Source organism: Streptomyces sp. NPDC107454 (assembly GCF_055582885.1).
Genome location: NZ_JBVJPA010000013.1, coordinates 360,637 through 382,388, shown reverse-complemented (window position 1 = coordinate 382,388; position 21,752 = coordinate 360,637). Strand labels below are relative to the sequence as shown.

The 21,752-nt window shown below is 69.4% G+C and carries 21 protein-coding genes; 7 read left to right on the top strand and 14 right to left on the bottom strand.

Annotated elements, in window-relative coordinates; translation table 11 throughout:
- Positions 1-277: 277 nt before the first annotated feature.
- The 4 genes from ACZ69M_RS32845 to ACZ69M_RS32830 all read right to left on the bottom strand — a co-directional run bounded on the left by ACZ69M_RS32845 (position 278) and on the right by ACZ69M_RS32830 (position 4,091).
- Positions 278-1,645, bottom strand: a complete 1,368-nt coding sequence (locus ACZ69M_RS32845; protein WP_470055534.1) for a S53 family peptidase — start codon at positions 1,643-1,645, stop codon at positions 278-280.
- A 371-nt stretch (positions 1,646-2,016) separates the two neighbouring features.
- A complete protein-coding gene (gene bla, locus ACZ69M_RS32840) occupies positions 2,017-2,919 on the bottom strand; it encodes a class A beta-lactamase (protein WP_470055570.1) in 903 nt (300 codons plus the stop codon).
- Positions 2,913-3,149, bottom strand: coding sequence for a DUF397 domain-containing protein (locus ACZ69M_RS32835; RefSeq protein WP_470055532.1), 237 nt, complete (start codon positions 3,147-3,149; stop codon positions 2,913-2,915). The genes bla and ACZ69M_RS32835 overlap by 7 nt, the downstream gene beginning before the upstream one ends.
- A gap of 96 nt (positions 3,150-3,245) precedes the next feature.
- On the bottom strand, positions 3,246-4,091 hold the full coding sequence (locus ACZ69M_RS32830; RefSeq protein ID WP_470055530.1) for a helix-turn-helix domain-containing protein: 846 nt from the start codon (positions 4,089-4,091) through the stop codon (positions 3,246-3,248).
- Between the two features lie 268 nt (positions 4,092-4,359).
- On the opposite strand from ACZ69M_RS32830, the gene ACZ69M_RS32825 reads away from it, so the two are divergent.
- The 3 genes from ACZ69M_RS32825 to ACZ69M_RS32815 all read left to right on the top strand — a co-directional run bounded on the left by ACZ69M_RS32825 (position 4,360) and on the right by ACZ69M_RS32815 (position 7,201).
- Positions 4,360-5,118, top strand: coding sequence for a trypsin-like serine peptidase (locus tag ACZ69M_RS32825; protein ID WP_470055528.1), 759 nt, complete (start codon positions 4,360-4,362; stop codon positions 5,116-5,118).
- Between the two features lie 243 nt (positions 5,119-5,361).
- Positions 5,362-6,309 carry a C40 family peptidase gene (locus ACZ69M_RS32820; protein WP_470055568.1) on the top strand — a complete coding sequence of 316 codons (948 nt, stop codon included), beginning with the start codon at positions 5,362-5,364 and terminating at the stop codon, positions 6,307-6,309.
- A 190-nt stretch (positions 6,310-6,499) separates the two neighbouring features.
- Positions 6,500-7,201, top strand: coding sequence for a phosphatase PAP2 family protein (locus ACZ69M_RS32815; protein ID WP_470055526.1), 702 nt, complete (start codon positions 6,500-6,502; stop codon positions 7,199-7,201).
- Positions 7,202-7,242: 41 nt separating this feature from the next.
- On the opposite strand, the gene ACZ69M_RS32810 is transcribed toward ACZ69M_RS32815, so the two are convergent.
- Positions 7,243-8,829, bottom strand: a complete 1,587-nt coding sequence (locus ACZ69M_RS32810) for an FAD-binding oxidoreductase (protein WP_470055524.1) — start codon at positions 8,827-8,829, stop codon at positions 7,243-7,245.
- A 192-nt stretch (positions 8,830-9,021) separates the two neighbouring features.
- Positions 9,022-9,195: a hypothetical protein gene (locus ACZ69M_RS32805; protein ID WP_470055522.1), complete on the bottom strand. Its 174-nt coding sequence runs from the start codon at positions 9,193-9,195 to the stop codon at positions 9,022-9,024.
- A gap of 117 nt (positions 9,196-9,312) precedes the next feature.
- On the opposite strand from ACZ69M_RS32805, the gene ACZ69M_RS32800 reads away from it, so the two are divergent.
- Positions 9,313-10,152 carry an SCO4651 family lipoprotein gene (locus tag ACZ69M_RS32800; RefSeq protein ID WP_470055520.1) on the top strand — a complete coding sequence of 280 codons (840 nt, stop codon included), beginning with the start codon at positions 9,313-9,315 and terminating at the stop codon, positions 10,150-10,152.
- A 131-nt stretch (positions 10,153-10,283) separates the two neighbouring features.
- On the top strand, positions 10,284-10,469 hold the full coding sequence (locus ACZ69M_RS32795) for a hypothetical protein (protein WP_470055518.1): 186 nt from the start codon (positions 10,284-10,286) through the stop codon (positions 10,467-10,469).
- A gap of 58 nt (positions 10,470-10,527) precedes the next feature.
- Here the strand turns inward: ACZ69M_RS32795 and ACZ69M_RS32790 are convergent, their stop codons facing one another.
- Positions 10,528-10,968, bottom strand: coding sequence for a metal-sensitive transcriptional regulator (locus tag ACZ69M_RS32790; protein ID WP_470055516.1), 441 nt, complete (start codon positions 10,966-10,968; stop codon positions 10,528-10,530).
- Between the two features lie 209 nt (positions 10,969-11,177).
- Between ACZ69M_RS32790 and ACZ69M_RS32785 the strand changes: the two genes are divergently transcribed.
- On the top strand, positions 11,178-11,798 hold the full coding sequence (locus ACZ69M_RS32785) for a DUF47 domain-containing protein (RefSeq protein ID WP_054232360.1): 621 nt from the start codon (positions 11,178-11,180) through the stop codon (positions 11,796-11,798).
- A gap of 5 nt (positions 11,799-11,803) precedes the next feature.
- Complete coding sequence (locus ACZ69M_RS32780; protein ID WP_470055514.1) at positions 11,804-12,802, top strand: inorganic phosphate transporter; 999 nt, start codon at positions 11,804-11,806, stop codon at positions 12,800-12,802.
- A gap of 695 nt (positions 12,803-13,497) precedes the next feature.
- Here ACZ69M_RS32780 and pstB read toward each other — a convergent pair.
- The 7 genes from pstB to ACZ69M_RS32745 form a co-directional block, all read right to left on the bottom strand.
- Positions 13,498-14,274, bottom strand: coding sequence for a phosphate ABC transporter ATP-binding protein PstB (pstB, locus tag ACZ69M_RS32775; RefSeq protein WP_101404245.1), 777 nt, complete (start codon positions 14,272-14,274; stop codon positions 13,498-13,500).
- Positions 14,275-14,327: 53 nt separating this feature from the next.
- Complete coding sequence (gene pstA, locus ACZ69M_RS32770; RefSeq protein ID WP_470055512.1) at positions 14,328-15,392, bottom strand: phosphate ABC transporter permease PstA; 1,065 nt, start codon at positions 15,390-15,392, stop codon at positions 14,328-14,330.
- Entirely contained in the window at positions 15,389-16,396 is a 1,008-nt protein-coding gene (pstC, locus tag ACZ69M_RS32765; RefSeq protein WP_470055510.1) for a phosphate ABC transporter permease subunit PstC, read from the bottom strand. Before pstC ends, pstA begins: the two co-directional genes overlap by 4 nt.
- A gap of 104 nt (positions 16,397-16,500) precedes the next feature.
- Positions 16,501-17,637: a phosphate ABC transporter substrate-binding protein PstS gene (gene pstS, locus ACZ69M_RS32760; protein WP_352043972.1), complete on the bottom strand. Its 1,137-nt coding sequence runs from the start codon at positions 17,635-17,637 to the stop codon at positions 16,501-16,503.
- Positions 17,638-17,908: 271 nt separating this feature from the next.
- Entirely contained in the window at positions 17,909-18,331 is a 423-nt protein-coding gene (locus ACZ69M_RS32755) for an NUDIX hydrolase (protein WP_470055509.1), read from the bottom strand.
- 10 nt (positions 18,332-18,341) lie between these two features.
- A complete protein-coding gene (locus ACZ69M_RS32750; RefSeq protein ID WP_470055507.1) occupies positions 18,342-19,445 on the bottom strand; it encodes a CHAD domain-containing protein in 1,104 nt (367 codons plus the stop codon).
- Entirely contained in the window at positions 19,426-21,657 is a 2,232-nt protein-coding gene (locus ACZ69M_RS32745; protein ID WP_382016640.1) for an RNA degradosome polyphosphate kinase, read from the bottom strand. Before ACZ69M_RS32745 ends, ACZ69M_RS32750 begins: the two co-directional genes overlap by 20 nt.
- Between the last annotated feature and the right edge of the window lie 95 nt (positions 21,658-21,752).

Below are 21,752 nucleotides of genomic sequence, written 5' to 3'. Positions count from 1 at the left end.
GTTGAGTACGTGACAACAAGAGCCGTCTGGAATCCTGACTTCCGCATTACTGAACGAGGCCGCCGCGTTACTCCTCGATGGCCGCTCGATGGACTGCGGCTGAGCGCCACTTGACTCAACTCACAGGCAAGTCAAGGGATTTGCCAAAGTTTCCGATCGGGTGGACGTGAGCGCGAACGGGCCGCGGCAGGCTGCCGCGGCCCGTCCCGGACGCCGCCGGCGGATCCCCACTTGATCCGTTACCCGGCGGCTCCGTGCCGTGCGGAGGGTGATGCGATCAGCCGGTGAAGGCCGAGACGCCCTCCGGGGTGCCCCAGCCGGTCGGGCCGTCGTAGCCCGACCTGGCGGTGCAGAAGTAGCTCGTGGAGCAGGAGCCGTTGCTGCCCGACGTCACGTCGTTGAGCGCGGACGTGCCGGCCGAGCCGTACGGGAACTTCGCCGGGTACGAGCCGCTGGACGGGGTGCCGGCCAGGGCGTACACGGCCGCGATGATCGGCGAGGAGGCGCTGGTGCCGCCGTAGGTGACCCAGCCGGTGCCGTCGCCGTAGGTGTCGTAGACCGAGACGCCGGTCGCCGGGTCGGCGACGGCCGAGACGTCCGCGATCATGCGCTTCGAGCAGGAGGTGTCGGTCTGCCAGGTCGGCTTCGCGTCGTAGGCGGAGCAGCCGGAGCCGGTGCCCTCGGTGCTGCTGGTGTTCCACACCTTCTCGCTCCAGCCACGGCTGTTGGAGCTGGACGAGAGGGCGGTGCCGCCGACGGAGGTCACGTACTTGGAGGCTGCCGGGTACTCGGCGCCGTAGCCCTCGTCGCCCGCGCTGACCGTGATGGCGACGCCCGGGTGGTTGAAGTACGAGCTGTCGTAGGAGGTGTCGGAGGAGGACTCCGAGCCGCCGTAGCTGTTGGAGACGTACTTCGCGCCGAGCTTGACCGCCTCGTTCACCGCGGTGCCGAGGTTGGCCATGGAGGAGGACTTCGCCTCGACCAGCGTGATGTTGCAGTTGGGGCAGACGGCGCTGGCCATGTCGAGGTCGAGCGAGATCTCACCCGCCCAGCCGCTGTCGGCTGAGGGCAGGGAGGTCGTGGAGCCCGTCTGGCTGACCTTCTTGAAGCAGCCGTTGGCGACGGTGCAGGCCGACAGGCCGTAGTACGAGCGGTACGCGGCGAGGTCGGAGGCCGCGTTCGGGTCGTCGTAGGCGTCGACGATCGCGATGGTCCTGCCCGAGCCGTTGGAGGCGGCGGCGTCGGTCAGGCCATAGGCGTCCTGGAGGTCGCTGGGGCCGTAGCCGGTGGGGGAGTCGGCGGCGGCCTTGGGGGTGACGGCGTTCGCGTGGGCGTTGGCCCGCATGAAGGCGGTCGTGCCGCCGGTCACGCGCAGCGCGTTGCAGGCCATCTCCCCCTTCTTCTTGGGCTCGGCGCAGGAACGGGTCCAGGTGACCTTGGCCGAACCGGCCTCGGTGGCGGTGCTCTTGCTCACGACGGTCTTCGTCGCGGTCGTGCCGGCCGCCGCGCTCGCGTCGACGGCGGTGCCGAAACCGGCCACCAGGAGGGCGGCGGTGGCGACGGCCGCGGAGCCCAAGCGGCGCCAGTCGGTGCGGGCTGCCGATCTGTTGCCGGGTGTGGGGGGTATGGGGGGTGTAGTACGCAACGTACAGCTCCTGAGAGAGGTTGACAGGGGCGGTGCGGGTGCTGTTGCCGTCGGTGTGGTGTCCCCGGCGGCCGGGCCGTGTGACCCGCGTAGACACTCGCTTGTTGAGTACGCGACAAACAAGAGTGATCTGGAATTCTGACTTCCGCCTTACCGAACCCGGGTGATCGGGTGACCCCTCAATGGCCCATCGTTGGCTGGAAGTTGACGTCGGCTTGACTCGCTTCGCGGCTCGGCTGTGCATCGGGCGAGGCGCGGTGGTGACGGCGGAAGCCGCCGCCCGTGGGGCCGCGATCGCACGAACGCGGCGTACACGGGGGCGGCGCCGGACTAGTGATGACGGGGGTCGCCGACTGTTCCGGGGGCTCGCGTCAGCCCACGGCCGCGGCCAGGACCGAGGCCGTGGCGGCGACGAGGGGGCTGTCCGCGGCGGCGTCCCGCGCGGGTTTGGTGCTGAGGACGGCGAGGGCCACGGGGGCGCCGTCCGGGGTCCAGGCGATGCCCACGTCGTTGCTGGTGCCGTAGTCGCCGGTGCCGGTCTTGTCGGCGATCGTCCAGTCCTCGGGCAGGCCCGCGCGGAAACGCTCGCCGCTGGTGGTGTTGCCGAGCAGCCATGTCGTCAGGCGGTCACGGTCGCGGTAGTGGAGCGCGTCGCCGAGGACGAGCCGGGCGTAGGTGCCGGCGATGGCAGCCGGGGTGGTCGTGTCCTCCACCCGCCAGGGCTCCGCCGAGTTCAGCTCCGGTTCCCAGCGGTCCAGGCGGGTCTTCGGGTCCCCCAGCGAGCGGCAGAAGCGCGTGATCGCCGTGGGGCCGCCCAGTTCGCGCAGCAGCAGGTTGGCCGCCGTGTTGTCGCTGTAGCGGATCGCCGCGTCGCACAGTTCCCCGACGGTCATGCCGCCCGCCAGGTGCTCCGGCTCGCCCGTCTTCGGCGAGTACCCGGCCAGGTCCGCCGCCGTGTAGTGGATGCGCCGGGCGAGTGTCTCCCCGTGCCGGTCCAGATCCCGCAGCACGGCCGCCACCGCGAGCGTCTTGAACACCGAGCAGCCGGGGAAGCGTTCCGCCGCGCGGTGGCGCACGGTGGCCTTGGTCCTCAGGTTGTACGCGACCGCGCCGATCCTCGTGCCGTGTCGTGCCTCCAGCTCTCGCAGCCTGGCGCGGGTGTCGCGTTGCCGGGGATCCTCCGCGTACGCCGGGCCCGCGCCGAGCGCGAGGGTGGCGGCGGTGGTGGTGGCCGCGGTGAGCAGGGTGCGGCGTGTTGTCGTGGTTCCTAAGATCTCTCGTCCTCCAGTCCTTCCACGAAGTGGTCGAACTCGCCCGCCTGTACACCCAGGACGAAGGCGTCCCACTTCTTCTGAGTGGTAGTGACGATGTTGGTGGGGTCGCTGGTTTCGCGGATGTGGACCAGGCCGTCGGCGCCGAAGGCGAGTTCGATCCAGGGGCCGGGGCCGGTCGCGTCGTCCGGGGCGGCGCGGACCCAGTCGAGGTCCGGGGGGACGTCAGCCACGGGGGGCTTCCTTAGGGGTGAGGAAGAGGGTGTGGAAGAGGGGTGAGGAGGAGGGTGTGGAAGGCGGCGGGGCGGCCCTGAGTGTCTCGGTCCTTTTCACAGGTCGTGGATCAGCTTGTGGAGCAAGTCTCGCGAGTGCTCCGGGGCGAGGGACACCGATTCCATCCGGTCGAGGAGGGCGCGGTACCTCCGCAACTGGGCCTCGGCGTCGAGGAACACCGGGCCGTGGGACTGGTCGAGGCACACGGTGTCGAGTGGGGGGACCGGTCCGCCGGAGTAGAAGACCGACTGGCCGGAACCAGGGAAGGATCCGGTGGCGAACGGGAGCACCCTGAGGGTGATGTGGTCCCGCTCGCTCATGTCCAGCAGGTGCCGCAACTGGGACGTGGCCACGGTGAGGCCGCCGAACCGCATGCGAAGCGCCGCCTCGTGGATGACCGCCACCAGGGCGGTCGGGGCGTCTGCGAAGAGGACGGTCTGGCGTTTGACGCGGAACGACACCCGGTGCTCGATCTCCGGTGGCGAGAGCTCGGGCACGACGTGCCGCAGCAGCTCCCGGGCGTGATCGGTCGTCTGGAGCAGGCCCGGGATGTGCATCGTGACCGCGGTGCGCAGCCGCCCCGCATGGTGCTCCATCTCGGCGAGGTCCAGCAGGGCGGCGGGCAGGATCTCGCGGTACTCCTCCCACCAGCCGCGCGAGCGCTCCGTGGTCATGGCGCTGAGCGCGTCGACGAGGGCCTTGTCCGTGCAGCGGTAGTGGCCGGCGAGCGCGCGCAGCCGCTCGGCGCTCACGCCCACGCGCCCCGCCTCCATGTTGCTGACCTGGGTCTGCTTGATGCCAATGAGCTGACCGGCCCCAGTGACGGTCAGGCCCGCGCGCTCCCGGAGTTTGCGCAGCTCCGCGCCGAAGCGGAGTTGGCGACCTGTCGGGTTGCTCCTCACGGGCTCCTCCGTCTCCTGGCTGTCGCCGGCCGCCCACACGAATGATAGTGAACCCAATGCCTGCCTGCCGGTGAATGTGTTTACCGTTCGCCGTGTTCGTCCACAGGCTGTGGGCAGTTTGGAGTGTCGAGTGTGCGTGCGAGGGCCGGGGATGGGCCGTACGGTGGACCTGCCGTTGTGACTCCGTTGGCCCCCACCGGTGACTCATAGGAGATTCTCAGTGTGGTTCCAGGATTTTTCTTAATTTCGTGGGCCAGAGTATGAACCGATGAAGCGCACCACTCGTCCCCCTGGTAACCGGCGGAACGCTTTGTTCGTCGTGGTCGTGACGATCGCCGTCACGTCCGCGTCCGTGGCGTCCGCCGATGACGGCCCCGGGCCGTTCGGCGTGACCGTGCAGGCCGACGCGAACAAGGCGAGCGCCCGCGTGGGCGCCTTGTTCGGCGCGGGTGATGGCCTGAGCGGACACTTCTGCACCGCCTCGGTCGTGCACAGCGAGGGGCGGGACCTCCTGGTGACCGCCGCACACTGTCTTGACGGGGGCGGAAAGTTGCGGTTTGTCCCGGGTTATCGGGACGGCAAGGCGCCGTACGGGATCTGGGACGTCAAGAAGACCTTCGTCGGTGACGCCTGGACGGGCGGTCAGGACGAGGACAGTGACGTCGCCTTCGCCGAGGTGGCCAAGCGGGGCGCGAAGGGCATCGAGGACGTCGTCGGCGGGAACGCCCTCGCCACGGGGCGGGAGACCGGGGCCACCGCCGTCACGGTCACCGGCTACCCCAGCACCCTCGACGCACCGCTCATCTGTACGAACAAACCGACCGCCCACAGCCGCACCCAACAGCGCATCGAGTGCCCCGCCTTCGCCGGCGGCACCAGCGGCAGCCCCTGGGTGAACGGCGACGGGGCGGTCGTCGGGGTCATCGGCGGCCACGAGGCGGGCGGGGACACCGACGACGTCTCGTTCAGCGTCGTCCTCGGGAATGAGGCCGCGAAGTTGTACAAGGCGGCGCGCAAGGCGGGTTAGGGGCGCGCGGGGCGGGTTCGAAGTGTGCAGGGCGGGTTCGGGGCGTACGGGGGCGGGTTCGGGGTGTACGAGTGGGGCTCGGGGCGCACTTCGCGCCCCGTTTCTTGTCGTGTGTGATCGTTTCCTCGCACAGGGGTCGCCTCTAGACTGACGTCCGGCGGACTCCCGGGCGGCGAGGGGCGGTTGACGGTGCGTAAGACGTGGGTCGCGGTGACCGCCGTCGCCGGGGTCGGGCTCGTTTTCATGTCGGCGCTGGTCGTCGGCGTCTACATGGTGGCCGGGAACCTCGCCAACGGGGTCGGCGGCGGATCGGTCGGGCTCGCCAAGGGCGCCGTGCCGGCCGCGTACCAGACGCTCGTACAGAAGTGGGGCAATCTGTGCGGCGCGATCAATCCGGCGCTGCTCGCCGCGCAGCTGTATCAGGAGAGTGGATTCAATCCGAACGCCAAGAGTCCGGCGGCGGCCGAGGGCATAGCGCAATTCATCCCCGGCACCTGGGCCACGCACGGAATCGACGGCAATGGGGACGGCAAGCGCGACGTATGGGACCCGAATGACGCGATTCCGTCGGCCGCCTCCTACGACTGCAAGCTCGCGTCCTATGTGAAGGACGCACCCGGGAACACCACCGAGAACATGCTCGCCGCTTACAACGCGGGGGCCTACGCGGTCATCAAGTACGGAGGCGTGCCGCCGTACAAGGAGACCCAGAATTATGTGAAGACGATCACGACTCTGGCGAAGAGCTTCGCGCGGCCGGTGAGCCGGGTGGATCCCTCGCAGCAGGCCGCCGCGGCGATCTACTACGCCCAGAAGAAGCTCGGCACGCCCTACCTGTGGGGCGGCAACGGAACCGCTGACCAGGGCGGACGCTTCGACTGCTCGGGTCTGACCAAGGCCGCGTACGAGAGTATCGGAGTCACCCTGCCGCGCGTCGCCAACGACCAGTACAACGCCGGACCGCACCCCGCGCGCGCGGAACTGCTCCCGGGCGATCTGGTGTTCTTCTCCGACGACCTCACCAACTCGCGGGCCATTCGGCACGTCGGTATCTATGTGGGTGGCGGGTACATGATCGACGCACCGCGAACGGGTGCCGTCATCCGCTTCGACCCCATCGACACCCCCGACTACTTCGGCGCCACGCGCGTGACCGAAGATGGCGCGAAAGCGTTGCCGACGACGGTTTGATCCCACCCCTGAGCTGCGGCGATGTATCTCTCTTCGATAACGTCTGCGTGATCATTCGGTGGAGGGTGGAACGTACTGAAGGGGAATGTGCGTTCCTGTTGACGTAGAGCTGATCTACGACCACGGGGGTGGATCGGGCGGCGCACGAAAGGCTGCGCCCGCGGAAAGACGACGAAGGGGCCGCAGCACCATGGCTGGACTCGCCGAATCCGGTTCGAACCCCGACGTGGACCTGCTGTACGACATCAACGGCCTCGCCAAGAACGCGCCGCACTGGTTCGACCGCGGCATGGAGTTCGTCGGAGAGTACGGGCTGCTGCTCGCCATGATCCTGCTGGTGCTGTGGTGCTGGTGGACCGTGCGGCGGCGCGGCGACGAGAACGCCGCCCCGTCGGTGGCCGCGCTCGTCTGGGCGCCCCTCGCGGCCGGCGTCGCGGTGCTGGTGAACGTGCCGATACGCGGCTTTGTGGAGCGGCCCCGCCCCTTCGTGGACCACCAGGGGCTCGACGTCCTGGTCGATGGCAAGACCGACTTCTCCTTCGTGAGCGACCACGCGACGCTCACCATGGCGATCGGCGTCGGGCTGTTCGTCGCGAACCGGAGGTTCGGGCTCGTCGGGATAGGGATCGCGCTGCTCGAAGGCTTCTGCCGGGTCTACATGGGCGTGCACTACCCGACGGACGTCGTCGGCGGCTTCGCCCTCGGCACCGCCGTCGCCCTGCTGCTGTCCCCGCTCGCCATGGCCCTGCTGACCCCGGTGATGAAGGCCGTGGAGCACTCGCCGCGCGCCGGATGGCTGATCCGGGCGCGGAGCGTGGGGAGTGCGGGGCAGGAGGCGCTGATTCCCGGGGCGCGGGCGGAGCGCCCCGAGGAGCCGGACCTCGCCGCGTAGGCGCCTCCGCTGAGCGGCGGGGGCGGTGGTGGGTCTGCGGGTCAGAGTGACTGGGGGAAGGAGAAGAAGCGGTTCGGGTCGTACTGCTTCTTCAGGGCCGCCAGGCGGGTCGCCGCGTCGCCGTAGTACGCCTTGCGCCAGTTGGTGAGGGTCGCGTCCGTGTAGTTCTGGTAGGCGGCACCGGAGGCGTGGGGGGCCATCGCCGAGTGGGCGGAGACCAGCCAGGACTGGACCGTGCTGCCGGAGGCGCCGGCGCCCCAGGAGGCGAAGTACTGGGCGAGCATCCGGGAACGCCGGTGCACGAAGGCCGTCGCGGTCGGCGAGACCCGGTTGACCGCGCCGCCCAGTGCGGTGAGCGCGATGCTGCCCGCGCCGCCGCGGACCGAGGAGATCTGGTGCAGCAGCGTCTGGATGCCGGCCGCGGAGATGGACCGGTCGAAGAAGTCCGAGCGGGCCGCGAACGTATCGCGGCTGAGGGAGCCCTGCGGGGAGCGGCCCGGTGTCGAGCCCGGCAGATGGCACTGGGCTTCGGTGGGGAATGACGAGCAGCCCGCGTACGCCTCCATCGACTCCTTGTAGGAGTGCTTCTTGAGCGAGACGCTGCGCGCGGGGCCGCCGATCATGATGGCCAGGCGGTCCACGGCGTTCTGGAGTTCGCCGTAGGTGCCCAGGGAGAAGGCGGCGACGGCGACGGTGGGTGTGCCGCTGCCGTTCTCCAGGTGGAGCGAGGACCAGATCTCGTCCGGCTGGCTGGGGCCCCACTCCTGCCAGGCCTTCACCACGGCGGCGGCCTTCGCCCAGGGCCACGTCATGTACGCCGACACGGCCTGCGGGGCGGCGTGGGTCTTGAAGCGCAGCTCGGTGACGACACCGAAGTTGCCGTTGCCGGCGCCGCGCAGGGCCCAGAAGAGGTCCTTGTTCTCGCTCGCGTTCGCCACGAGCTGCTTGCCGTCCGCGGTGATCAGCGTCGCCTGGGTGAGGCTGTCGCAGGTCAGGCCGTACGCCCGTGACACCACGCCGTGGCCGCCGCCGAGGGTCAGACCGGAGACGCCGACGGTCGGGCAGGAACCGGCCGGGATCGTGACGCCCTTCGCGGCGAGCGCCCGGTAGACGTCGATCAGCTTGGATCCGGCGCCGACCACCGCTTCGTTCGCGGACGCCCGGATGGTGTTGAGCTTGGACACGTCGAGGATCAGGTGGCCGTTTCCGGAGGACCAGCCCGCGTAGGAGTGACCGCCGTTGCGGATCGACAGCGGGATGTTGTGGGCACGGGCGTAGGCCATGGTCGTACGGATGTCGTCCGCGTGGGCGACGTACGCGACGGCGGTGGGCTTCAGGGAGTCGAAGCGGGTGTTGTACAGCAGGTGGGCCGTCGACCAGCTGCGGTCGCCGGGGCGGACCAGCGGGCCGTCGAGGTCCTTGGCGAGAGCCGTCCAGTTGGCGGCGGCATGGGCGGCTACGCCGCTGCCCGTGCTGCTCGTGCCCGTGCCGGTGGTGGCCGTGCGTATCGACGTGCCGGCCGAGTCCGTGGCCGCCGCCTTGCCCCCGCTGCCCTTGCCGTTGCACGCGGCCGTGGCCGCCGCCGCGAGTGCGGCCGCGCCGCCACCGATGAACGTACGCCGTTGCATGTGCGCCTCCCATTGCTTCCCGTGCGTGGGACGAGACGTGTGCCGGGTCCTGGGGGTTCCGGGGCGGACGGGCGCGGGACGGAACCGGGACACGGCCGTGATCCCGCGCGGATCTCGCTCTCAATCTTCAACCTGGCCTGGGCCTTTTCGGCCGTGGACGGGCGAGAGGTTGGTCACGCCCCTTATGGGGTGCTACGCGAGCGGTGTGTTCTGCGCGTGGCCCTCGGCGTCGGTGCGGGCCAGGCTGCGGGCGCGGCGGGCCGGGCCTCGCCAGCCACAGGTGCAGCGCGCCAGACAGAAGCGACCCTGCTCGATCGTCGTCGTTCGGTGTTCCTGGACGGGATGGGTCTCCTCCGGTTGCGCCACAGTGACAACGTTACCCAAGGCAAGCAGATGAATCGCCGCTGCGTGACGGCCGTCCCTACCCGTCGTTAACCGGAACGACAGGAGGCCCGGGACGGACCGGCTGGGGGTCGGCGGACGATGGTGGCGCAGCAGCAGAGTCGGACGGGCACGGGCGTCGTCGCGGTCGCGATGGCGGGGCTCATGGTCTGCGTCGGCGGATGTTCCGTCGGCCGGGCCGGTGCCGAGGACGCGCGCGAGGGCATCACCTCCGTCGAGGTGCTGCACCGGGCCGCCGCCACACTGGAGCGCGCGGGCAGCGCCAAGACCCGTACGTCGATGGAGATGGCCACCGGCGGGACCCGGGTCACCATCCGCGGCCAGGGTGTCTACGACTTCAAGAAGCAGCTGGGGCAGTTGAAGGTGCTGCTGCCGCAGGATCCCGCGGGCGCCGTCGAGCACCGGCCGATCACCGAACTCCTCGCCCCGGGCGCCCTGTTCATGAAGAACCGCGGCGCCGGTGTCCCCGCCGACAAATGGGTGCGCGTCGACACGGCCACCCTCTCCGACGGGAACCTCGTGACCGGCGGCGCCACCGACCCGTTCGCCGCGGCGGAGTTGCTGCGGGGGGCGCGGACGGCGACGTACATGGGCAGGACGGAGGTGGCCGGGACGCCGGTGTGGCACTATCGCGGGACCGCCGACCTGGACATCGCCGCGCGCAGCGCCTCGCGGGGGAACCGGAAGGCACTCGCGGCGGCGGCGAAAGGGTTCGCCACCGCCGAAGTCCCGTTCGACGCCTACCTCGACGACCAGGGGCGCGTCCGCAAGCTCCGGAACCGGTTCAGCTTCATCAACGGGCGGCAGAAGGGCACCGTCGCGGTCGCCTCGACGACCTTGCTGTACGACTTCGGGGTCCCCGCCCACGTACGGCTTCCGGAACCCGAGGACATCTTCGCGGGGAAGATCGCGGAGCCGTAGACGTCCGTCCGCGGCGTGGCTGCCGGTGCGTGGACGAGGTGGAGTTGGGGGCTGGAAATGGCCCTTCCGTGCCATGCGCGGTGTGTAGGCCGCTCCCTACTCTAGGAAGTCGGTGACGGCAGGAAGAGGTGATGCACGTGGCTCCGGTCGGCGGTACGGCAGTTCAGGACCACGTGGCCCTCGCCGAGATCGAGCTGTGCGGCGACCTGATCATCGCGGCCTCGGCCGCCCACGAGGAGCGGCTCAGCCTGGAGAGCATCGACGAGGTGCTGAAGGTGGCCGAAGAGCGCACCCGGGAGAGCGGCACGGGAGAGTAGGCCCGCTTCACGTGCGCACTTCGGTGTGTCCGTGCGTTTGTGTCCCCGTGCGTTTGTGTCATGTGCGCAGCAGGCGGCCGATCGCCTTCGTGGCCTCCTCGACCTTCGCGTCGACCTCCTCGCCGCCCTTGAGGGCCGCGTCCGCGACGCAGTGGCGCAGGTGTTCCTCGAGGAGCTGGAGCGCGAAGGACTGGAGGGCCTTCGTGGAGGCGGAGACCTGGGTGAGTATGTCGATGCAGTAGACGTCCTCGTCGACCATCCGCTGCAGACCGCGGATCTGACCCTCGATGCGGCGCAGGCGCTTGAGGTGCTCGGCCTTCTGCTTGTGGTAGCCGTGGATGCCGCGGTCGTGGTCGGTCACGACGTCCTCGGTCCCGGCTCCGTCGCTCCCGGCTTCCGCGGTGTCGACGGGGGCCTCGATGTTCGAAATGTCCGGGACCTCCTGAACCTCTTCGGCCTTGTCGGGAGGCGCCGTCGCGCCGGCCTCGGTGGTCGTCATCGCGTCCTCCTGGTGGTCCGGTATATATACCCCTGGTGGGTATATGGTAACGAACTTTGCTGGGTATAGGGCCCTTGCCGGATGCCGGGACCGGACCCTGTGCTGATCACTGTGCCTGATGGGCGACACTGGGGGACGGCCGGTTAGCCGTGGCCGGATGATGCGCCTAGCATCAGCCTGACCGAACAAAAGGACCCCGAGGACCCCAAGTGCGCTTTCGTCTGACCCCCAGGGAGACGAGCTTCTACGACATGTTCTCCGCCTCCGCGGACAACATCGTCACGGGCTCGAAACTCCTGATGGAACTGCTCGGGGCGGACGCCTCCGCCCGGGCCGAGATCGCAGAGCGCATGCGGGCCGCCGAACACGCCGGTGACGACGCCACTCACGCGATCTTCCACCAGCTGAACTCCTCCTTCATCACGCCGTTCGACCGCGAGGACATCTACAACCTGGCCTCGTCCCTCGACGACATCATGGACTTCATGGAGGAGGCCGTCGACCTGGTCGTGCTGTATCAGGTCGAGGAGCTCCCCAAGGGCGTGGAACAGCAGATCGAGGTACTGGCCCGGGCCGCCGAGCTGACGGCCGAGGCCATGCCGAACCTGCGGACGATGGACAACCTCACCGAGTACTGGATCGAGGTCAACCGGCTGGAGAACCAGGCCGACCAGATCCACCGCAAGCTGCTCGCCCATCTCTTCAACGGCAAGTACGACGCCATCGAGGTCCTGAAGCTCAAGCAGATCGTGGATGTGCTGGAGGAAGCGGCCGACGCGTTCGAACATGTGGCGAACACGGTGGAGACCATCGCCGTCAAGGAGTCCTGAACTTCGTGGACACCTTTGCGCTGGTCGTGACCATTCTGGTCGCGCTCGGATTCACGTACACGAATGGCTTCCACGACTCGGCGAACGCCATCGCCACGTCGGTGTCCACGCGGGCGCTGACCCCGCGGGCCGCGCTCGCCATGGCCGCGGTGATGAACCTCGCCGGTGCGTTCCTCGGGAGCGGGGTGGCGAACACCGTCAGCAAGGGGCTGATCGCGACGCCCGAGGGGTCGAAGGGGATGGGGATCCTCTTCGCCGCGCTCGTCGGGGCGATCGTCTGGAACCTGGTCACCTGGTACTTCGGGCTTCCGTCGTCCTCCTCGCACGCGTTGTTCGGGGGACTGGTGGGGGCCGCGCTCGCGGGCGGTACGAAGGTGTTGTGGTCCGGGGTCGTGGACAAGGTCATCATCCCGATGTTCCTGTCGCCGGTCGTCGGTCTGATCGTCGGCTATCTGGTCATGTGCGCGATCATGTGGATGTTCCGGCGGGCCAATCCGCACAAGGCCAAGCGGGGGTTCCGTATCGCGCAGACGGTGTCCGCGGCGGGGATGGCGCTCGGGCACGGTCTTCAGGACGCCCAGAAGACGATGGGTGTCGTCGTGATGGCGCTCGTCATCGGCGACGTCCAGAAGTCGGACGACCCGATTCCGGTGTGGGTGAAGATCGTCTGTGCGGTGATGCTGTCGCTGGGGACGTACGCCGGTGGGTGGCGCATCATGCGGACGCTCGGGCGCAAGATCATTGAGCTGGATCCGCCGCAGGGGTTCGCCGCGGAGACGACGGGGGCGTCGATCATGTTCGCCACGGCGTTTCTGTTCAAGGCGCCGATCTCGACGACGCATGTCATCACTTCGGCGATCATGGGTGTCGGGGCGACGAAGCGGGTGAACGCGGTTCGCTGGGGTGTCGCCAAGAACATCGTCCTGGGGTGGTTCATCACGATGCCGGCCGCGGCGTTGGTGGCTGCCGCCAGCTTCTGGGTTGTTGACCTGGCGTTCCTGTAGGACGCCGGCCGCCCCGACGTTTCTCGCCCCCGCCGCCCCTACCCGTCCCATCCCCAGGGGCTTCGCCCCCCCGGACCCCCGATCGCCCGAAGGGCTCGTCCTCAAACGCCGGACGGGCTGACAGATACGGGCCGGGGCGAGGCTTTCAGGGGCGCGGGGAACTGCGCGAGCAGCTCCCACCGGCGGACAGCCGAAGGTCTTCTGGCGGGCGGCGGATTCGGGGCGAAGCCCCGGCTCTGGGGGCGCGGGGAACTGCGCGAGCAACCCCCGCCGGCCGGTAGTCAAAGAGCTTCGGGTGGGTGGGGGATTCGGGGCGAAGCCCCGGCTCTGGGGGCGCGGGGAACTGCGCGAGCAACCCCCGCCGGCCGGTAGTCAAAGAGCTTCGGGTGGGTGGGGGATTCGGGGCGAAGCCCCGGCTCTGGGGGCGCGGGGAACTGCGCGAGCAACTCCCGCCGGCTGGTAGCCAAAGAGCTTCGGGTGGGTGGGGGATTCGGGGCGAAGCCTCGCTTCTGGGGGTGCGGGGAACTGCGGGAGCAACCCCCGCCGGCCGGCAGGCGGGAGATTCTCCGGTCCAACCTCGCCCTTGGGTCTCGGCGAAGACGAGCGGGCCCGCCCCCGGGAGCCAGGGGCGGGCCCTTCTCGTCCTCGCGGTGGCACCGCCATGCAGCACCGCGAGGGGTATGGGGGGAAACGGCTCAGCCGAAGCGGCCGGAGATGTAGTCCTCCGTGGCCTGCACCGACGGGTTGGAGAAGATGCGCTCCGTGTCGTCGATCTCGATGAGCCGTCCCGGCTGGCCCACCGCGGCCAGGTTGAAGAACGCGGTGCGGTCGGAGACGCGCGCGGCCTGCTGCATGTTGTGCGTCACGATGACGATCGTGAAGCGCTCCTTCAGCTCGCCGATCAGGTCCTCGATGGCGAGGGTCGAGATCGGGTCGAGGGCCGAGCAGGGCTCGTCCATGAGGAGGACCTGCGGCTCCACCGCGATCGCCCGCGCGATGCACAGACGCTGCTGCTGACCACCGGACAGACCCGAGCCGGGCTTGTTGAGGCGGTCCTTGACCTCGTTCCAGAGGTTCGCGCCCTTGAGGGACTTCTCGACGACGTCGTTCAGCTCGGACTTCTTGTACGAGCCGTTCAGACGCAGACCCGCCGCCACGTTGTCGAAGATCGACATGGTGGGGAAGGGGTTGGGGCGCTGGAAGACCATGCCGATCGTGCGGCGCACGGCGACGGGGTCGATGCCCTGGCCGTACAGGTCCTCGTCGTCGAGGAGGACCTTGCCCTCGACCCGGCCGCCGGGGGTGACCTCGTGCATACGGTTGAGCGTGCGCAGGAACGTCGACTTGCCGCAGCCGGAGGGGCCGATGAACGCCGTCACCGAGCGCGGCTCGACCGTCATCGAGATGTCTTCGATCGCCTTGTGGGAGCCGTAGTAGGCGGTGAGACCGCTTACGTCGATTCGCTTGGCCATGTCAATCACTGCTTCTTTCGAGGGGGATGCTGCTGGTCGCTGATATGGCCGCGTCAGCGACCTGTCTTCGGTGCCTTCCAGCGGGCGATGCCGCGGGCCACCATGTTGAGAATCATCACGAAGGCGATCAGGGCGAGCGCAGCCGCCCAGGCACGGTCGTACGCCGCGTTCGAGCCGGCGCTGTTCGCGTACTGCTGGTAGATGTACAGCGGCAGCGAGGCCTGCGCCCCGGAGAACGGGTTGGTGTTGATGAAGTTCGTGCCCCACACCAGCAGCAGCACCGGGGCGGTCTCGCCCGTGATGCGTGCGACGGCGAGCATGACACCGGTCGTGATGCCACCGATCGAGGTCGGCAGGACCACCTTGAGGATCGTGCGCCACTTGGGCACGCCGAGCGCCAGGGAGGCTTCGCGCAGCTCGTTCGGTACGAGCTTGAGCATCTCCTCGGTGGAGCGGACCACGACGGGCATCATCAGGATGGCCAGGGCCAGCGAACCGGCGAAGCCGAAGGGCTGCAGATCCAGGATGAGCATCAGGCTCAGGATGAACAGACCGGCGACGATCGAGGGGATGCCCGTCATCACGTCGACGAAGAAGGTGATGGCCGTGGAGAGCCTGCCGCGCCCGTACTCCACCAGGTAGACCGCGGTGAGTACACCGATCGGCGCCGCGATCAGGGTGGCGAGACCGACCTGCTCCAGCGTGCCGATGATGGCGTGGTAGATGCCGCCGCCGGGCTCGGAGTCCGCGACCACGCCCATCGAGTGGGTCAGGAAGTAGATGTCGAAGACCTTCACACCGCGCTTGACGGTGGTCCAGATCAGGGAGGCCAGCGGGACGACCGCGATGAGGAAGCAGACCCAGACGAGGCTGGTCGCGACGCGGTCCTTGGCCTGCCGGCGGCCCTCGACGCGCGCGGCGATGCCGTACGTACCGAGGACGAAGAGGATTCCGGCGATCAGGCCCCACTGGACCTTGCTGTCGAGACCGCCGACCAGGCCGATGACCACGGCGAGCACGACGGCGCCGGCGGCGATCGCCCACGGGGACCACTTCGGCAGGGTCGCGCCGCGCAGGGTGCTGGGGCGCTTGCCCATGGCGGGTGCTGAGTGGCTCATGCGTTGGCCCCCGAGTACTCCGCGCGACGGGCGATGATGACCCGGGCCGCGCCGTTGACCAGCAGGGTGATGACGAAGAGGACCAGACCGGACGCGATCAGCGCGTCACGGCCGTCCGCCGTCGCCTCGCCGAACTTGCTGGCGATGTTCTGTGCGAAGGTGCCGCCGCCCGGGTCGAGCAGGCTGGCGTTGATGTCGAAGGTCGGCGAGAGGACCGTGGCGACGGCCATTGTCTCACCGAGCGCGCGGCCGAGACCCAGCATCGACGCGGAGATGACGCCGGAGCGGCCGAAGGGCAGCACCGACATGCGGATGACTTCCCAGCGCGTGGCGCCGAGGGCCAGCGCGGCCTCCTCGTGCATCTGCGGGACCTGGCGGAAGACCTCGCGGCTCACGTTGGTGATGATCGGCAGGATCATGATCGCGAGCAGGATGCTGACGGTGAGCATCGAGCGGGGCGCGCCGCCCTGCCAGCTGAAGATGCCGGTCCAGCCGAAGTACTTGTCCAGCCAGCCGAAGAGGCCGTTCATGTGCGGCACCAGGACGAGGGCGCCCCACAGGCCGTAGACGATGGACGGCACGGCGGCGAGCAGGTCGATCACGTAGGCGACCGGGCCGCTCATCCTGCGCGGTGCGTAGTGCGTGATGAACAGCGCGATGGCGACCGCGACGGGGACCGCCAGGGCCATGGCGATGATCGAGGAGACCACCGTGCCGAAGGCCAGGACGGCGATGCCGAAGACCGGCGGGAGGGTGTTGGTGTTCCACTCGAAGGTGGTGAGGAAGTTGCCGTGGTCCCTGCTGATCGCGAGCGAGGCGCGATAGGTGAGGAAGACCGCGATGGCGGCCATGATCACCAACAGGAAGATGCCCGAGCCGCGGGAGAGACCGAGGAAGATCCGGTCACCGGGTCGGGTGGCGCCGCGGCTCGCGCGCTTGTGCACGGCCGCGGAAGGCTGGGAGGTGGGGGGAGGTGCGTCTGTGTTCTGTGTAGATATGTCCATCGGGATCTCCGGTCTGCAGAGCCGTACTTGGTGTGCGGCTCCTGGCGGCGGTGCACCGGACGGTGCGGCCCGGCCCCGAACCGGGGCCGGGCCGCACGCTTAGGTCAGCTGAGGCCCGCGATGGTGGTGCGGACCTTGGCGATGATGTCGGCCGGGATCGGCGCGTAGTCGATGGAGGAGAGGACCTTCTGGCCGTCCTCGCTCGCAATGTAGGTCAGGAACGCCTTCGTGGCGGCCAGGGTGTCCGACTTGTTGCCCTTGTCGCAGACGATCTCGTACGTGACCAGGGTGATCGGGTAGGCGCCGTCGGCCTTGGTGGCGCGGTTCAGCTTGAGCGAGAGGTCCTTGCCCGTGCCGATGACCTGGGCGTCCGCGATGGCCTTGGTGGCGTTCTCGACGGTGGCCTCGACCGGGGCGCTGGCGCCCGTGTCGATGCTGGCCGCCTTGATGCCGTCCTTGGCGAACGACAGCTCCATGTAACCGATGGCGCCGGAGGTCTGCTTGACCTGCTGGGCGACACCGGAGGACTGCGGAGCGGACTGGCCGCCCTTGGCCTGCCAGGCCTTGCCGCCGGAGTACTTCCAGTCGGAGGGGGCCGCGGCGATCAGGTACTTGGTGAAGTTGTCCGTGGTGCCGGACTCGTCCGAGCGGTGGAACGCCTGGATCTTGAGGTCGGGCAGCTTGACGCCCGGGTTCAGCTTCGCGATCGCCGCGTCGTTCCAGTTCTTGATCTGGTCGTTGAAGATCTTGGCGGTCACGGAGGCGTTCAGGACCAGCTTGTCGACGCCCGGGACGTTGTAGCCGACCGCGATCGGGCCGCCGACCATCGGGAGGTCGATGCCCTGGCCGCCGCCGGTGCACATCTTCTTGGAGGCGGTGACCTCTTCGGGCTTCAGCGCGGAGTCGGAGCCGGCGAAGGCGACCTGGCCCTGGGTGAACGCGGTGACGCCGGCGCCGGAGCCGCCGCCCTTGTAGTTGATCTGCACGCCGGAGCAGGCGGCGCTGAACTCCTTGACCCAGGCGTCGATCGCGTTCTTCTGCGCGGACGAGCCGTCGGCGAGGAGCTGGCCCTTGGCGTTGTCGCACTTGATCGAGCTGGCGGAGCCCGTCGTCGCGCCGCCCGTGGCGTTGCTCTTGGTGCCGGTGTCGTCGGAGCCGCACGCCGTGAGGGCCAGGGCGCCGGAGACGGCGACAGCACCGAGCGAAAGGGCGCGAAGCCGGTTCTTGCGCTGAAGCTTCACTGTTGGGGTGTTCCTTCCAGGAGCCGCCGTCTGGTTGGCGGCGTGCGAGGTGTGTGTGATGCGGAGGCCACACGCAGGAGGCGTTCCGCACCGGGTAAGGCCGAAATTAGGCAGATCAGGTGAAGGCGTCGATGGCCGTAAGTGAACGGGGGGTGAACCCCTGTGGGCGGTGCGGTGAGGTCACGGAACGCTTACGTCGAGGACACGGTGGGATCCCGATCGTTGTCACTGCATGCGACCGGATGTGTACGCATATGGCTGGGAGGTCCGGCTAAGTGAGGTGCAGCACGCTCAGCAGGGCGTCAACCAGATCGGCGTCCCTGGGCTGGGTCAGGCGGTCGCGGGCCACGGCGGGGGAGAGCCACAGGATGCGGTCGACCTCGTCGTTGGGAATGAAGTGGCCGTCCGTCGCCTCGGCGGCCCAGTAGCGGACCTCCTTGGGGCGGCCGGCGACGGGATAACGGAGGGTGGGCAGGGCCGTGCCGGGCACGGCGGTGTACCCCGTTTCCTCCTGGACCTCCCGCAGTGCCCCCGCGAGCGGTTCCTCGCCGCGCTTGAGCTTGCCCTTCGGATGTGACCAGTCGTCGTACTTCGGCCGGTGGACGAGACATATCTCCAGCTCACCGCCGAGTGGCGAGCGGCGCCACAGGACGCAGCCCGCCGCCCGTACGGCCTTGAAGGTGTCCTCGGTCATCAGGCCTCCCTCACGGGGTGCGCACGGTTTCCTTCTGCCAGTTCTGCTGGAACGCGAACCGTGCCGCCTCCACCTCGTGCCGCTGGTCGGCGTGGAGCACGCCGAGCGCGTACGCGGTGGCCGGGGCGATGCGCGGGGTGCGGGCCGCCGACGCGGCGGCCGCGGCCGCCTCCGCCGCGTCCCGGTGCCGGTTGAGGGCCTGACCCGCGCGGAGCAGTCGTACGTCGATGGGGGCGTCCTCCCCGTAGAGGACCTCGCACGCGTAGCGGTGCAGGCGCAGCAGCAGCCGGACCTGGTGCCAGGGCGCGTCCTGGGGATGGGGCGCGGTGTCCGCGGAGAGGCCGTGCACGAGGGCCTCGGCGTTGTACGGGTGGCCCGCGGTGACCAGCGGCAGCGCGGCGACCGCGTCGGTCAGCCGGTCCGTCGCGGCGGCGGCCAGCGGGCGCAGGTCGGCCGTGGCGGCCGCCGGGGTGAGCGGCACCTCGCTGGCGAGCACGGCGACGCTGTCGGCGACGGCGTGGAAGCGGGACGAGCCGAGGGCCTGCAGCGCGGCCGAGTGGGCCCGGGTGCGGGCCAGCGTCAGCTGGCGGTCGAGCAGCGCGCCCGCTTTCGCGGCGCCGACGGTCAGACTGCCTTTGGCCGGGGCCCCGGTGTCCTGTGCGGCCTGTGCCGGGAAGCCGGCCGCGCCCGAGAGCCGGTTCAGCGCGCCGATCAGCCGCTCCAGGCGGGCCGCGTAGGCGTGTTCACGGGCCAGAGTGCCCGAGAGCCACGCCAGTTCGGGCCGCATGCCCTCCGACCACTCCGCGTCGAGCAGCGGTCGGAAGGTGTGCAGGGTGCCGCTGATGCGGCGGGCCGAGCGGCGCAGGGCGCGCGCCGCGTCGACCGATTCCCCGGAGCCGTTGTCCCCCGCTCGTGACATGTCCCGCGACTCGGCGCGTGACTCCGTTCTCGGCTTCGCCCGGGCGGTGGTACCCGCGTCGGTGCCGTTCTCCCGGTGCTGTCGCAGGGAGCGGAGGAACTCCGTGGCCTGGGCCCTCAGGTAGCCCGCGAGGGCGTCTCCTGACATGGGCCCGGCCGGGGAGTCGGTGGGGGGTTCAAGGTGTTGCTGTGCCACGCCGGCGCCTCCGGGCGTCTATGAGCATCTCCTGGACGTTCCGCAGGGGTTGGCCGTCCGCGTCGGTCGAGTGCCGGGTCCACTCGCCGTCCGGGCCCAGGTGCCAGGAGGCGGTGGTGTCGGACATCCCGGTCTCGAACAGCCGGTTGAGGGCTGCGCGGTGTGCCGGGTCGGTGATCCTGACCAGCGCCTCGATCCGCCGGTCCAGGTTGCGGTGCATCATGTCCGCGCTGCCGATCCAGACCTCGGGCTCGCCGCCGTTGCCGAAGGCGAAGACACGGGAGTGTTCGAGGAACCGGCCGAGCACGGACCGTACGCGTATGTTTTCGGACAGGCCGGTGACACCCGGCCGGACCGCGCAGATGCCACGCACCCACACGTCGACGGGCACTCCGGCCTGGGACGCGCGGTACAGCGCGTCGATGATCGCCTCGTCCACCATCGAGTTGCACTTGATGCGGACGTAGGCGGGGCGTCCGGCGACGTGGTGCTGGACTTCCTTGTTGATCCGCGCGATCAGCCCGTCACGCAGGGACTTGGGGGCGACGAGCAGACGGCGGTAGGTCTCGCGGCGCGAGTAGCCGGAGAGCCGGTTGAAGAGGTCGGACAGGTCCGCGCCGACCTGCGGGTCGGCGGTGAGCAGGCCGAGGTCCTCGTACAGCCGGGCGGTCTTCGGGTGGTAGTTGCCGGTGCCGACATGGGAGTAGCGCCGGAGCGTCTCCCCCTCCTGCCGGACGACCAGCGACAGCTTGCAGTGGGTCTTCAGCCCGACGAGTCCGTAGACGACATGGCAGCCGGACTCCTCGAGCTTGCGGGCCCACTTGATGTTGGCCTGTTCGTCGAAGCGCGCCTTGATCTCGACGAGGACGAGGACCTGCTTGCCGGACTCGGCGGCGTCTATCAGCGCGTCGACGATCGGCGAGTCGCCCGAGGTCCGGTACAGCGTCTGCTTGATGGCCAGCACGTCCGGGTCGGCCGCCGCCTGCTCCAGGAAGGCCTGCACGGAGGTGGAGAAGGAGTCGTACGGGTGGTGCAGCAGGACGTCACGCTCGCGCAGGGCGGCGAAGATGTCGGGGGCGGACGCCGACTCGACCTCGGCCAGGTCGCGGTGCGTTCCCGCGATGAACTTCGGGTACTTCAGCTCGGGCCGGTCGAGGGCGCCGATGCCGAAGAGGCCGGTGAGGTCCAGGGGACCCGGCAGCGGGTACACCTCCGCCTCGGAGATCTTCAGTTCCCGTACGAGGAGATCGAGGACGTACCGGTCGATGGACTCCTCGACCTCCAGGCGCACCGGCGGCCCGAAGCGGCGCCGCATGAGTTCCTTCTCCAGCGCCTGGAGCAGGTTCTCGGTGTCGTCCTCCTCGACCTCCAGGTCCTCGTTCCTGGTCAGCCGGAAGGTGTGGTGCTCCAGGACCTCCATGCCCGGGAAGAGCTCCTCCAGGTGTGCCGCGATCACGTCCTCGATGGGGACGTAGCGGTTGGGGGAGGCCTCCAGGAAGCGGGAGAGCAGCGGTGGGACCTTGACGCGCGCGAAGTGCCGGTGGCCGCTGACCGGGTTCCGTACGACGACCGCGAGGTTCAGGGACAGACCCGAGATGTACGGGAAGGGGTGCGCGGGGTCGACCGCCAGCGGAGTCAGGACCGGGAAGATCTGGTGCCGGAAGAGGGTGAAGAGGCGGGCCTGCTCCTTCTCCGTCAGTTCGCTCCAGCGGACCAGATGGATGCCCTCCTCCGCGAGCGCGGGGGCGACGTCCTCCTGGTAGCAGGCCGCGTGCCGGGCCATGAGCTCGCGCGAGCGGGCCCAGATCATCTCCAGGACCTCGCGGGGCTGCAGGCCGGAGGCGGACTTGGTGGCCACGCCGGTCGCGATGCGGCGCTTCAGTCCGGCCACCCGGACCATGAAGAACTCGTCCAGGTTGCTGGCGAAGATCGCCAGGAACTTCGCCCGTTCGAGCAGGGGCGTGCTCGGGTCCTCGGCGAGCTCCAGCACCCGCTCGTTGAATGCCAGCCAGCTGCGCTCGCGGTCCAGGAACCGGCCCTGCGGCAACATGATGCCGTCCTGCACCGCGTCCTCGTACGCGTCGAGGTCGGCGTCGATGTCGGGCTCGAGGTCGGAGACGTTCGCCGCCACGGTGTGCGGGCGGTGCGCGGCGATGGAGCCGACGGAGGGCTGCGGGTGCTGCACCGGTGCCTGGGCGCTGGTCTGGTTCATGGAACCATTCTTCCGCGCCGGGAGCGAGACCGGCGCGTCGGAGAGCGCGAGCGGCAACGGGGTGAGGCGGATGTTCCCGTTCCGCGTCCCCGGTA

Excerpts from the sequence above, each read along its gene's own strand:
- ACZ69M_RS32825 (WP_470055528.1), top strand. The coding sequence starts at position 4,360 with ATGAAGCGCACCACTCGTCCCCCTGGTAACCGGCGGAACGCTTTGTTC.
- ACZ69M_RS32820 (WP_470055568.1), top strand. The coding sequence starts at position 5,362 with ATGTCGGCGCTGGTCGTCGGCGTCTACATGGTGGCCGGGAACCTCGCC.
- ACZ69M_RS32815 (WP_470055526.1), top strand. The coding sequence starts at position 6,500 with ATGGCTGGACTCGCCGAATCCGGTTCGAACCCCGACGTGGACCTGCTG.
- ACZ69M_RS32810 (WP_470055524.1), bottom strand. The coding sequence starts at position 8,829 with ATGCAACGGCGTACGTTCATCGGTGGCGGCGCGGCCGCACTCGCGGCG.
- ACZ69M_RS32800 (WP_470055520.1), top strand. The coding sequence starts at position 9,313 with ATGGTGGCGCAGCAGCAGAGTCGGACGGGCACGGGCGTCGTCGCGGTC.
- ACZ69M_RS32795 (WP_470055518.1), top strand. The coding sequence starts at position 10,284 with ATGCACGTGGCTCCGGTCGGCGGTACGGCAGTTCAGGACCACGTGGCC.
- ACZ69M_RS32790 (WP_470055516.1), bottom strand. The coding sequence starts at position 10,968 with ATGACGACCACCGAGGCCGGCGCGACGGCGCCTCCCGACAAGGCCGAA.
- pstB (WP_101404245.1), bottom strand. The coding sequence starts at position 14,274 with ATGGCCAAGCGAATCGACGTAAGCGGTCTCACCGCCTACTACGGCTCC.
- pstA (WP_470055512.1), bottom strand. The coding sequence starts at position 15,392 with ATGAGCCACTCAGCACCCGCCATGGGCAAGCGCCCCAGCACCCTGCGC.
- pstC (WP_470055510.1), bottom strand. The coding sequence starts at position 16,396 with ATGGACATATCTACACAGAACACAGACGCACCTCCCCCCACCTCCCAG.
- ACZ69M_RS32755 (WP_470055509.1), bottom strand. The coding sequence starts at position 18,331 with ATGACCGAGGACACCTTCAAGGCCGTACGGGCGGCGGGCTGCGTCCTG.
- ACZ69M_RS32745 (WP_382016640.1), bottom strand. The coding sequence starts at position 21,657 with ATGAACCAGACCAGCGCCCAGGCACCGGTGCAGCACCCGCAGCCCTCC.